The sequence below is a fragment of the Providencia rettgeri genome, from assembly GCF_041075285.1.
Classification (GTDB): Bacteria; Pseudomonadota; Gammaproteobacteria; order Enterobacterales; family Enterobacteriaceae; genus Providencia; species Providencia rettgeri_G.
The window spans coordinates 2,095,990-2,109,517 of the sequence record NZ_CP163512.1 but is presented as its reverse complement, the minus strand read 5'-3'; the positions used below and the strand labels follow the sequence as shown (position 1 = coordinate 2,109,517).

7 protein-coding genes are annotated in these 13,528 nt (G+C 39.7%); 3 read left to right on the top strand and 4 right to left on the bottom strand.

Annotation, left to right across the window (positions count from 1 at the left end):
- Positions 1-92: 92 nt before the first annotated feature.
- The gene (gene mgtA / locus AB6N04_RS09585; protein WP_369311794.1) at positions 93-2,795 is read left to right on the top strand and encodes a magnesium-translocating P-type ATPase; all 2,703 of its coding nucleotides are present in this window, start codon (positions 93-95) and stop codon (positions 2,793-2,795) included.
- A gap of 51 nt (positions 2,796-2,846) precedes the next feature.
- On the opposite strand, the gene AB6N04_RS09580 is transcribed toward mgtA, so the two are convergent.
- Both AB6N04_RS09580 and AB6N04_RS09575 read right to left on the bottom strand, forming a co-directional pair.
- Positions 2,847-3,560, bottom strand: coding sequence for a hypothetical protein (locus tag AB6N04_RS09580; protein ID WP_369311792.1), 714 nt, complete (start codon positions 3,558-3,560; stop codon positions 2,847-2,849).
- Positions 3,561-3,768: 208 nt separating this feature from the next.
- Positions 3,769-4,077: a DUF5339 domain-containing protein gene (locus tag AB6N04_RS09575; protein WP_369311790.1), complete on the bottom strand. Its 309-nt coding sequence runs from the start codon at positions 4,075-4,077 to the stop codon at positions 3,769-3,771.
- Positions 4,078-5,188: 1,111 nt separating this feature from the next.
- On the opposite strand from AB6N04_RS09575, the gene fliZ reads away from it, so the two are divergent.
- Complete coding sequence (gene fliZ / locus AB6N04_RS09570) at positions 5,189-5,707, top strand: flagella biosynthesis regulatory protein FliZ (RefSeq protein ID WP_369311788.1); 519 nt, start codon at positions 5,189-5,191, stop codon at positions 5,705-5,707.
- Positions 5,708-5,895: 188 nt separating this feature from the next.
- On the opposite strand, the gene putA is transcribed toward fliZ, so the two are convergent.
- Positions 5,896-9,879 carry a trifunctional transcriptional regulator/proline dehydrogenase/L-glutamate gamma-semialdehyde dehydrogenase gene (gene putA, locus AB6N04_RS09565; protein WP_369311786.1) on the bottom strand — a complete coding sequence of 1,328 codons (3,984 nt, stop codon included), beginning with the start codon at positions 9,877-9,879 and terminating at the stop codon, positions 5,896-5,898.
- Between the two features lie 498 nt (positions 9,880-10,377).
- On the opposite strand from putA, the gene putP reads away from it, so the two are divergent.
- Positions 10,378-11,862: a sodium/proline symporter PutP gene (putP, locus tag AB6N04_RS09560; RefSeq protein WP_369311784.1), complete on the top strand. Its 1,485-nt coding sequence runs from the start codon at positions 10,378-10,380 to the stop codon at positions 11,860-11,862.
- 87 nt (positions 11,863-11,949) lie between these two features.
- On the opposite strand, the gene cycA is transcribed toward putP, so the two are convergent.
- Entirely contained in the window at positions 11,950-13,350 is a 1,401-nt protein-coding gene (gene cycA / locus AB6N04_RS09555; protein ID WP_369311782.1) for a D-serine/D-alanine/glycine transporter, read from the bottom strand.
- Positions 13,351-13,528: the final 178 nt, after the last annotated feature.

Sequence of the window (13,528 nt, the reverse complement as noted above, 5' to 3'; positions counted from 1 at the left end):
AGCCGAAAATTGGAGCTATCCAACTGATATAATAGCCTTATTTTCAGTTGGATAGCGTAAAAATACACAAGTGCTGTATTAGAGACAACGTTATGACTGAAATAAGACATCAACGCAAAAGCGTGAAAGCGCCGACACGCCAAAAATTTATTGTTGGCGAGCAAGCGAGCAAAAATATTGAGCAAGTATTAAATGAGTATCAAACTAACTTATTAGGCCTAGCAGAAAATGAAGCGATGGATCGCTTAGTGATTGAAGGCGAAAATGAAGTTGCTCATGAAAAAGCGCCCCCCGCTTGGAAACAGTTACTCTCATCATTTAAAAACCCGTTTATTTTTGTTCTGATTGTTTTGGCAGCGGTCAGTTTTTTTACGGATTATCTGATCCCTGAACGTCAAGGTGAAGAGACTGATTTAACTGGGGTTATCATTATTATTACGATGGTTTTGTTAAGTGGTTTACTGCGATTTTGGCAGGAATACCGCACTAACAAAGCCGCAGAAGCGCTGAAATCTTTAGTGCGTACGACGGCGACTGTCTTTCGTCGTGATAATAAAACAGGGCGATCTACTCGCAAAGAAGTGCCAATCAAATGCCTCGTTCCTGGTGATATTGTTCTTTTATCAGCGGGGGATATGGTTCCTGCGGATTTAAAATTGGTTGAGTCGAGAGATTTATTTATCAGCCAAGCAATCTTAACCGGTGAGTCCATCCCTGTGGAAAAATATGACACTTTGGGGGATGTTTCTGCGAAAAGTCTTGATCCTGTTTCACCGACAGAAAATGAATTATTAGAAATATCAAATATTTGTTTAATGGGAACCAATGTGACGAGTGGCACGGCTCGTGGTATTGTGGTGGCAACAGGAGGGAAAACTTACTTAGGCTCATTGGCAAAATCCATTGTCGGTAGCCGGGCGCAAACGTCTTTTGATCGAGGTGTAAATAGCGTTAGCTGGCTATTGATCCGTTTTATGTTAGTCATGGTTCCAATTGTTTTGTTAATTAATGGATTTACAAAGGGCGATTGGTTCGAAGCAACACTATTTTCTTTAGCAGTGGCAGTTGGGTTAACCCCAGAAATGCTTCCTATGATTGTCAGTTCAAACTTGGCGAAAGGCGCAATTGCAATGTCTAAGCACAAAGTGATTGTTAAAAGGCTGAACGCTATCCAAAATTTTGGTGCTATGGATGTCCTTTGTACGGATAAAACGGGAACGTTGACGCAAGATAGGATCATTTTAGAGCACTATCTTGATAGTAATGGTGAGAAAAATGGCAAAATACTCCAACTTGCTTGGTTAAACAGTTTTCACCAAAGTGGCGGAAAAAATATGATGGATCAGGCCATTATTCGCCGAGGAAGGGGAAATAATCAGGTTGAGCAACTAAAAGCGTTCCAAAAAATCGATGAGTTGCCGTTCGATTTTATCCGCCGTAAATTGTCTGTGACGGTAAGAACACCTGAGGGAGAGGCCCTACTTATCTGTAAAGGTGCCGCAGAGGAAATGCTCGCCGTTTGTCACCGCTATCATCAAAATGGTGAGTCACTGATTTTGGATGAGCAAGCAAGAGCAAAAATCACAGCGTTAGTCAGTGATTATAACCGCCAGGGATTTCGTGTACTGCTATTAGCGACTCGAGCATTGAATAGCTCAGAAGCCAGCCTACCGTTATCAGCTCAAGCAGAACAACAACTTGAATTACAAGGTATTTTAACTTTCCTTGATCCAGCAAAAGAGAGCGCAATTTCTGCAATAGCGGCACTACGTGAAAATGGTGTCACCGTCAAAGTATTGACAGGGGATAATGCCATTATTACAGAAAAAATCTGCCATGATGTTGGGCTAAATATAAGTGAAATCATGACTGGCTTAGAAGTAGAAGCGCTTTCGGATGAAGAACTGAGCCAAAAAGTCGAGCAAGTTTCTGTTTTTTGTAAGCTAACTCCGCTGCAAAAATCCCGCATTTTAAAAAGGTTGCAAGCAAATGGGCATACTGTTGGCTTTTTAGGGGATGGGATCAATGATGCACCAGCCCTTCGTGATGCAGATGTCGGGATCTCTGTAGATACAGGGACTGACATTGCAAAAGAGTCCGCAGATATTATATTACTTGAAAAAGACCTAATGGTGTTAGAGCAAGGGGTGATTAAAGGGAGAGAAACGTTTGGTAATATCATCAAATACCTGAATATGACGGCGAGTTCTAACTTTGGTAATGTATTTTCTGTACTAATTGCTAGCGCCTTTATTCCATTCTTACCTATGTTAGCGATCCACCTGCTAGTACAAAATTTGCTGTACGATATTTCCCAATTAGCATTACCTTGGGACAAAATGGATAAAGAGTTTTTAAAACGCCCTCGTAAGTGGGATGCAAAAAATATTGGTCGCTTTATGATTTGGATTGGGCCAACATCATCTATCTTTGATATCACAACGTTTGCTTTAATGTGGTATATATTCCAAGCAAATAGTGTGGCTCATGAAGCGTTGTTCCAATCAGGTTGGTTTGTGGAAGGGTTGCTATCACAAACTTTGGTAGTTCATATGCTTAGAACTCAAAAAATTCCCTTTATTCAAAGTACTGCGGCATTACCAGTGATGTTAACCACGGGATTCATTATGGCGTTAGGATTGTATATCCCCTTTTCACCCTTTGGGAATATGATTGGTTTACAGCCATTACCTGTTGAGTATTTCCCTTGGTTGGTGCTGACATTGGTGAGCTATTGTATTGTGGCACAACTGATGAAACAGTTTTATATCAAACGCTTTGGTACATGGTTATAGTGTATTGTTAACAAGCGAAAAGGAGAACCCTGCTGGTTCTCCTTTTATGTATTAAACTGCGGTGCCTTCTGCCATGATGCGGTAGGAATCAATGGATTGGCAAAGGGCACGGTAGTGTTTATTTTTTAATTCTGCACGGGTTTTTTGTGTTGCACTTTCTCTAATTTTATCAAAGTTAATATCAGGAAAAAAATCGCTGCACACGGCATCGTTAAGAGTGTCTATGACATATTTTGTGGTTGCCTTGCTATCTGCATTATTTTTTTCGATATCAAGGTTATTCGTCGTTGCTTTTAAATTTTGAATAGCGTCTTTTACTTTTGCATTATTCTGAAGAAGTTGCTTAATAAATCGTTGGGATGCATTAGTTTTCACATCCGATGCTTGGAGCGAACAATCTTTTTTTACGTGTTCAAAAATAGCATCTCTATTATTTGAGTTTATAACAATGTGTTTTTTCTTTGGACAAGCGAAATAAGCGGCTTGAATTTCATCAATTGTTGCATTAATTGTGCTTGATATTTGTATTTCTCTTTCACTTTGTTTAAACGTTTTCTTATCACAGATCGTTGAAATCTCTTTTGTTAAATCATTGATTAACTTTGTTTTATTTAATTTTACGTGTTTGCGGTTAAAACTAAGTTCAATATAGTTACTATTGTTATTTTTAGTACTTTTGATTGATTCGCTAAATTTACTGTATATTTTTATAATATGGCTAAATGGTAAATTCTTTTTGACAATAGGGGTGACATATAAGCTCATTATTTACTCCTTAATATATAGAATGCTTTAATTCTATAAGTGAGAGGAATATTGAGCTTGCAAAAAGCTATTGCAAGATAGATAAGATTAATCAATTTTCGATTGGAAAAGTGTCAACCTTATTTAAGATGGGTCAACTGAATAAAAAAAAGAGCCACAATATGGGCTCTTTTTAGAAAATTGCATCAATCTGAAATAATCGGAGAGATTACAGACCTAAAGCCGTTTTCATTTGTTTCATTGCATCAATACCTTGTTGGCAAGCTTTATCTTGCTGATCTTTAGGTAATGCGGCAACTTGTTTTTTACCTTCTTCCAGTTGACCTTTCATAGCATCTAACTGAGCTTTGGCTTGTGGGTTTTCTGATGCTTTAGCAATTAAGCTATCAACTTCAGCGAAATAAGCGTTACAAGTTTCAGTTGCGCCAGCAATTTCACCTTTTTTCTCTTCTTCTGAGCAAGCAGTGATAGTCAGTGCCAATAACCCCATACCACAAGCTAAAATTAACTTTTTCATAATCAACCTTATTAAAATTATTTATTTATATAGCAAATGGAGTATATAAGAGAAGTTTTTAATATCAAACGTAACTAATCCTAAAATAATGTTTCAATTAGTAATTATAAAACTCACTATATTAGTGAATGATATTGCACTATCAATTACTAGTAGCGGGATGATTTATTCTCTATAGAAAATTCATGAAAAATCACAGGATTAACTATGGTCGTAAAAGAATGTGTTTACTAGGGGCTGTTTATCTTTGATGGTCAATTTTTATTCGAATTACAGCCATTTTAGGCAAGGGAAGAGGCTCGCCCCTATGGTTGTACTCCCCTTGAGTTTATCGCGAAATCAAACTGAACAACAAGGAGGGAAAGGGCTAAATTGGGATCGGCAAATAAGGTCAAGTTATTCTCCATTTAAAAATAACTTGACCTGAAAAGTGTGAACTAGAACGTAATAAAATCAATTAAAACCCATATAACACTTTTAATGGTGTTTATAACTTTTTTGTATATAGGGTCTAGTGTTTAAAAATGCACACAAATTGTAATGAAAAGTTTACAAAAGCGAAAAGTTGCTAAACTATGAGATATTTTAAGTATTAATATCTGTACATTTAAGATGCAATAATAGATGAAAAAAGTGAGATGCTTCACAAATTTGCCAATTAAATCTTTGAATAGCTATAAGATTGATTTTTAAATCAAATTTTCTTTGTACGTAGGTGAGATAATCAGGTAAAGTTTGTGCCCTTAGGCGGATTGAGTGAGTAGTTTCCTTTATCATGTTCGTTAACGGTATGTGTATGGAGTTAACGAAATTTAAGTTAATTAGGTTGACGCTAAATCAAATTCGTACCAAAATTGACTCACTTTAGAAATTCGCCAAAGAGCGATAGACGAGTTAAAATATTTTTTGTAAAGGGCAATAACTTTTCTTACACTACATTCTCAGGAGGATTATTCTCCTAAAGGGAAAGTAAGAAGATGTCATACGGGTTTACCCGTATTCAAATGCAACATAGCAGACATTCTATTAATGCTATGGGCATAACAAGTATGTAACTCGGTTGATCTTGTTACAATTTTATTTTTAGACTTACACACAGGGCTTTACCATTATGTCTGCTTCTATTGTAAAGAAACGGCCTCTGAGTCGTTACATCAAAGATTTTAAACACAGCCAAACTCATTGTGCGCATTGTCACAAAACGCTTGATCGTATCTCTTTGGTTTTCAACGATGACATCTTAAATAAAGAAGCTATCGCTGATATGACTGAATTGGTTGATGAGCAAACTTGGGAAGAGCTGCAAGGTAAATTTACTGCACTTTGTCGTTTTTGTAGTGAAATTTACTGCAATAGTAATACTGATTATTTTGATATCATGTCATTTAAACAGTATTTGTTCTTACAGACAGAGATGAGCCACAGTACCGTCCGTGAGTATGTTGTTCGCTTACGCCGTTTAGATGAGTTGTTATCTTCCTCTAATTTTTCAATGAAAGATTTTACTGCAAGTAAAGTTCAAGAACAATTAAGTGAAAAAATGACTGACTCAGCATTTAGCAATTACAATATTGCACTGCGTAAATATGAACAGTATTTATTCTGGGAATCAGAAAAAGCGCAACAATAAGAATAGGTAACTTCTTTTTTAGTTACTTTATATCTATTAATAATTGGTGCCCTAGGGCACCTTTTTCATTTTTATCGTTTCTAAAATAGGTGGTAATGGGTTTAGTGGGAATGTTTAGATTAAATATGGAAGAGAATGCTAGGAAGACCTGACTTAATAAGGAATAAAGCCAGGTCTTTTATCCTATTTTAACCGATTGTCATCAAGCTTGCGTTACCACCAGCGGCTGCCGTATTGATACTCAATGAACGTTCATGAACAAGACGTTCTATCAATAAGTTGGTTTCACCACGCTCAAACCCTTGAACAGAAATAATCGGTCCTTTACGTTCAGCGATAATTGCACAAACTTCTTTTAGCTGATCGCTATCACCATGGTAAATTACACTTTCAATAGGCTCTTTTGATTCTTGCCATTGTTTGGTTATTGAGATAGTTTTTCGTACTTTCTCCGGAAGCTGTTTAAATAGCTTCTGATGAATTTCACTATCTGGCCAAAGGGATTGGCAACCAGCAGCAAGAACCCCTGCGAGCTGAATTAAACAATCTTCCTCATTGTCACTAATACATAAAACTAACCCGCGAGGGCACAATGTATAGGTGTTTTTCTCTCCTGTAGGGCCGGGTAAAAGTCGCGTCGTGCCCACTTGAGTATAACGAGTAAATTGTTCAATGACGGATTGCGCAATGGGGGCTTGTTGCTTTTCGACCCAGGCGGTAAAGGCGTCAAGAGGCGCAAGTAATTCGGCTCGTGCGCTGGCATCCATTGGTAAGTTTTCATCTTGACGAGCAAGTGTATTAGTTACTGCATTTGCTGGGCGTTCACTGAGTAAACGGTAGAGGTATAAAGGTCCACCCGCTTTTGGTCCCGTTCCTGATAGCCCCTCACCACCAAATGGTTGTACACCAACAACAGCACCTACCATATTACGATTGACATATAAGTTTCCGACTTTGGCTTTGCTGACAACTTGATTGATGGTTTCATCAATACGGGTATGAACACCTAACGTTAGACCATAACCCGCTGCATTGATTTGCTCAACCAGTGTATCAAGTTCATCACGTTTGAAACGCACCACATGAAGAACAGGACCAAAGATCTCTTTTTTCAGCTCGTTGATATTATCTAATTCAATTAATGTCGGCTTAACATAAGTTCCTTCATGTTGCTCATTAATATCATCACTGTTATCAAATGCGGCTTGGAATATCGTTTTACCTTTGCTACGCATCTGCTGAATATGCTGGTCAATATTGTCTTTCGCTTCACGGTCAATTACTGGACCAATGTCAGTGGAAAGGTGCTGAGGATCACCCATACGGCACTCTTCCATGGCGCCTTTTAACATGCGAATGGTTCTATCGGCAACATCTTCTTGAATACAGAGAATGCGTAAGGCGGAGCAGCGTTGGCCAGCACTATCAAAAGCAGACGCCACGACATCAGTAACCACTTGTTCCGTTAATGCAGAAGAGTCGACGATCATCGCGTTGAGTCCGCCGGTTTCGGCTATTAATGGTGTTGGGCGACCTTGTGCATCTAAGCGACCAGCAATATTACGCTGTAATAAACCAGCCACTTCCGTTGAACCCGTAAACATCACACCACGGACGCGTTTATCTGCGACAAGTTGGGCACCGATAGTTTCCCCTTTCCCCGGTAAAAACTGCAATACCTCACGAGGGATCCCGGCTTGATGGAGGATAGAGACTGCGATAGCACCTACGAGTGGGGTTTGCTCCGCAGGTTTTGCAATCACAGTATTCCCAGCGGCTAATGCAGCTGCAATCTGTCCAGAAAAAATAGCGAGAGGAAAGTTCCATGGGCTAATACAAACTACAGGTCCCAATGGACGGTGGGTATTATTGTCAAAGTCATTTTTGACCAGTGTTGCATAATAATTTAAGAAATCGACAGCTTCACGAACTTCTGCAATGGCATTGGCATAGGTTTTTCCTGCCTCGCGGACTAACACATCAAGCAGTGGTTGCAGTTGTTGTTCCATAAGATCGGCTGCGCGTAATAAAATAGCGGCACGTTCAGAGGGTGGGGTTGCAAACCAAATTGTGCCAGCATCATTAGCAACGTTTAATGCGTGATCAGCTTCTTGCTCCGTTGTTTCACGAACATGACCAACAATATCTTTATGGCAAGCAGGGTTCAATATGGCTTGCGCTTCTGGAAGCTTATCTTTTGCAATAAACTCGCCGCCTAACATTGGCTCTGCAAGTTTAGGCAGAATAGCCGCACTGAGCAGCGCACTTGATAAAGAGGCTAAACGGTGTTCATTCGACAGGTCGAGACCCATAGAATTAACGCGTTCATTACCGTATAAATCACGTGGAAGAGGGATCTTCGGATGTGGTAAACCGATTTGTCCTTCTGCTTTAGATAATTCAAGTACATCTTTAACGGGATCAGCTACTAATTCATCTAATGGGATAGTGGCATCTGCAATGCGGTTAACAAACGATGTATTTGCGCCATTTTCTAATAAACGACGGACTAAATAGGCCAATAAGGTTTCATGTGTGCCGACAGGGGCATAGATACGGCATGGACGGTTCAGTTTGCCATCCGCCACTTTCCCGACGACTTGTTCATATAAGGGTTCACCCATACCGTGTAAGCACTGGAACTCATACTGACCCGGGTAGTAGTTTTTACCTGCAATGTGGTAGATAGCAGAAAGTGTATGAGCGTTATGCGTTGCAAATTGCGGATAAATTAAATTGGGAACAGACAACAATTTGCGAGCACATGCAATATAAGAAACGTCGGTATATACCTTACGGGTGTAGACTGGGTAACCCTCTAAGCCATCAATTTGTGCGCGTTTAATTTCGCTATCCCAATAAGCGCCTTTAACCAAACGGATCATTAAGCGGCGCTGGCTGCGTTCGGCTAAATTGATAATTGAGTCAATGACAAATGGACAGCGCTTTTGGTAGGCTTGGATAACAAAGCCAATACCATTCCACCCAGCAAGCTGTGGTTCGAAACACAGTTTTTCCAGTAAATCTAATGAAATTTCTAATCGATCAGCTTCTTCCGCATCAATGTTAATACCTATATCATATTGATGAGCTTGTAAAACAAGAGATAACAAGCGTGGGTATAGCTCATCCATAACACGGGAATATTGTGCTCGGCTGTAGCGAGGATGCAGGGCGGATAATTTAATTGAAATGCCGGGACCTTCATAAATCCCTCTGCCATTTGAGGCTTTACCAATGGCATGGATCGCTTGCTGGTAAGACACCATGTAATCTTGGGCATCTTTTTCTGTTAACGCAGCTTCGCCAAGCATATCGTAAGAATAGCGGAAGCCTTTATCTTCTAACTTACGCGCATTCGCTAAAGCTTGGGAAATTGTTTCGCCAGTGACAAATTGCTCGCCCATTAGGCGCATTGCCATATCCACCCCTTTACGTACCAGTGGTTCACCACTTTTACTGATGATACGGTTCAACGAGGTCGACAGTTTGGCTTCATTATGTGTAGACACCAATTTGCCAGTAAATAATAAGCCCCAAGTGGCTGCATTGACAAACATAGAGCTACTTTGCCCGAGGTGAGATTGCCAATTTCCATTACTGATTTTGTCACGGATTAATGCGTCGCGTGTGGCTTTATCTGGAATGCGCAATAATGCTTCTGCTAAACACATGAGTGCGACACCTTCTTGGGAAGAAAGTGAAAACTCCTGCAAAAGCCCTTGGACTAACCCGGAACGTCCGATGCCATTTTTTTGGTTACGTAATTTTTCTGCAATGGAGTAGGCCAGTTTATGCGCCGCTTCAGCTTGGTCGGCAGGTAGTTGCGCCTGTTGTAATAACATTGGCACGGCTTGTGTTTCGGGAATTCGATAAGCGGAAGTAATTGCAGAGCGTTTTACAGATTGTGGTAAAATGTGCTCAGCAAAATCTAAGAAAGGCTGGTAGTTGCATTCAACTGTGGTGTCTTCTTCAGCAACTTGGTTTTCTTTTGCATCAATACCGACGGATAACTCAGGAATGATTTGGTTATTGTCGAGTTGTTCTAGGTAATTATAAATAGCTTGTTTGATAAGCCAATGTGATGTGCGGTCTAGACGTTGAGCGGCATTTTTAATGCGTTCACGAGTTACTTCATCAAGTCTCACACCCATAGTTGTTGTGCTACTCATCTTAATTCCTCTAGTTGACAGGTCGTCATAATCGAAAAGTTAAACAACATTAGCTTAATGTTGCAACTTTGTGCAACATTGTTAACCGAAATTTCTGGGCAAAATGTGAAATATGTCGAACTTTTACCAAGGGAATCGTATTTGCAAAAGTGATGATTATTAATATTTCATATTTATCATGTAATTACATAAACTTTGTTATCGAGGGAATAGTTAATCAATTATTTGGTTATTTGACTTATAAATTTAACATTTGTGATATGGATTCTATTTATTGAATAAAAAATAGTTAATTTCTTGTTAATTTAATCTGAGTCTGACTAGGATGGTATCGCAAAGATGTTAAGTTAGTGCAACATAAACAATCACAACCTATCTGGTGTGCACGAAGATAAATTCAAGATGTGCAATAAAGTGCAACACTATGGAGTTACAAGTTATCAACAGTAATTTATATAAAGATAACGAAATAAATAAGCTACTCAATGGAGAATATAGATGACTGTAAGCACACCGATGATCATCACGTTCATCGTATACATTATAGGCATGCTACTAATCGGCTACTTAGCCTATCGCTCAACAAAAAACTTTGATGATTATATTCTTGGCGGGCGAAGTTTAGGCAGTGTGGTGACCGCATTATCTGCGGGAGCATCAGACATGAGCGGTTGGTTATTGATGGGGCTGCCGGGCGCGATTTTTATCGCGGGTATTTCGGAAAGCTGGATTGCAATCGGACTAACGTTAGGAGCATATTTTAACTGGTTGTTTGTGGCCGGGCGTTTACGTTTGCAAACAGAAAAAAATAACAATGCATTGACGTTACCAGACTATTTCACAAGCCGTTTTGAAGATAGTAGTAAGATTTTACGTATTATTTCTGCAATTGTTATTTTAGTTTTCTTCACTATTTATTGTGCGTCAGGGGTTGTTGCTGGCGGTTTGTTGTTCGAAAGTACATTCCATATTAGCTACGAAAAAGCGATGTGGTTAGGGGCGTTAGCAACGATTGCATATACGTTCTTAGGGGGCTTTTTAGCGGTGAGTTGGACAGATACCGTTCAAGCATCGTTAATGATTTTTGCCCTGATCTTGACGCCAGTTGTTGTCATTTTTTCAATGGGTGGTGTAGATGTTTCTGTTGAAGTGATTAAAGCGAAAAACCCAGAATATCTTGATATGTTTAAAGGCATGAACTTTATCGCGATCTTATCTTTACTTGGCTGGGGATTAGGTTATTTTGGGCAACCACATATTTTAGCGCGTTTTATGGCCGCAGATTCACACCAAACTATCCACTCAGCAAGACGTATTAGTATGACGTGGATGATTTTGTGTTTAGGTGGCACGATAGCGGTTGGTTTCTTTGGGATCGGTTATTTCGAAACAAACCCTGATTTAGCCGGGGCTGTCACACAAAACAATGAACGTATTTTCATGGAATTAGCTGCAATATTATTTAATCCATGGATAGCTGGCGTGCTGCTTTCGGCGATTTTAGCGGCGGTAATGAGTACGTTAAGTTGCCAATTATTAGTGTGCGCAAGTGCATTGACGGAAGACCTCTACAAGCCATTTATTCGTAAAAAAGCCAGTCAAAAAGAGTTAGTCTGGGTAGGGCGTTTGATGGTGTTACTTGTTGCTGCCATTGCAATCTATATTGCTCGTGACCCGAATAACAAAGTATTAGGTTTAGTGAGTAACGCATGGGCTGGTTTTGGTGCCGCATTTGGTCCCGTAGTATTGATGTCTGTTCTTTGGAAACGTATGACACGAACAGGTGCTTTAGCGGGGATGTTGGTTGGTGCGGTAACGGTATTAGTTTGGATGCAATATAAATGGTTTGCGCTGTATGAAATTATTCCAGGCTTTATCTTTGCAACCATCGCGATTGTGCTGGTGAGTTTAATCACTAAAGCACCGAGTGCGCAAGCTCAAGAACGCTTTGAACAAGCGGAAGCGGAATATAAAGCAAATTAATCTGAGTATCTTGTTAAGTATTCACCCTAAAAAAGGCCGAACAGTTCAATCTGTTCGGCCTTTTCTATACCTTAATGCCTCTGGCGTTTAATTGACTTTACGACGTTTAACGATTTGATAGCCAATAAATAGCATGATAAACCAGACGGGTGTCGCGATTAGCGCTTGTCTTGTATCGTGTTGGAATGCAAGTAATACAATCATAAAGGCAAAGAATGCCAAACTTACCCAAGACATAATAATACCCGCGGGCATTTTATAACGGGATGCCTTGTGCATTTCAGGGCGTTTACGACGAAAATTTAGGTAACTATATAAAATCATGCTCCAAATAAACATGAATAAGATAGCGGATACAGTGGTCACTAAGGTGAAGGCATGCATAATATCAGGGATAAAATAGATAAGCACAATACCAAAGCTCAGACAGATACAGGTGAAGATTAACCCTGTTGCAGGCACCGCTTTTTTCGATAGCTGGCTAAATTGTTTTGGTGCATCACCTTCTTTAGACAAGCCAAATAACATTCGGCTGGTGGAAAACACACCGCTATTGGCGGATGAAGCTGCTGAAGTCAGTACCACGAAATTAACGATACTAGCAGCGGCGGGTAAACTGATGAGCACAAACATTTCTACGAATGGGCTTTTATCCGCTAAAATAGTACGCCAAGGTGTTACGGCCATAATTACAATGAGCGATAAAACATAAAAAGCAATAATACGAATTGGGATGGCATTAATGGCTTTTGGTAGTGATTTTTCAGGATCACGGGTCTCAGCAGCAGCCGTCCCGACCAGTTCAATTCCCACAAATGCGAAGATAGCTATTTGAAAGCCAGCAAAGAAACCGCTAATCCCCATCGGGAACATTCCACCATCATTCCAAATATTGCTTAAAGAGGCTGTGTGACCCGCTGGTGATTGAAAATTCATAGCAATCAGCGTACCGCCTACGGCAATTAAGGCAATGATAGCAACGATCTTAATCATCGCGAACCAAAACTCAAGTTCACCAAATAGCCTAACTGAGACTAAATTCAAGGTAAGCAAGGTAATGACACAAATAAACGAAGTAACCCATTCAGGAAAATCGGGTACCCAGAAGCTGACATAGGAGGTAATCGCAATGATATCAGCGATCCCAGTGATCACCCAACAGAACCAGTATGTCCAACCGACAAAAAAACCGGCCCATGGTCCGATAAGATCAGCAGAAAAATCACTGAAGGATTTATAGTTGAGGTTAGAAAGTAGGAGCTCCCCCATTGCGCGCATAACAAAAAAGAGCACAAAACCAATTATCATATAGACGAAGATAATTGAGGGGCCTGCAAGGGAAATTGTTTTCCCTGATCCCATAAATAGGCCTGTTCCAATTGCGCCGCCAATTGCAATTAATTGAATGTGGCGGTTACTAAGGCTTCGTTTTAACTGATTGCGATCAGCGCGGGGCTGAGTCCGGTTTGAAATTGCATGATCTTCCATACTGTAAAGTGTCCGTAGTAGTTTGTTATAATTGACCACAGTATTTTTTTATTTGTGTGGTTATGTTTGCGTGAAATATTGTGACATAAATCTCAATTAGATTAAGAAAAACTTACTTTGATAGAATCGAAGTGCTGCTTATTCAATCTATTATTATCGTCAATTTAACATTTATTAC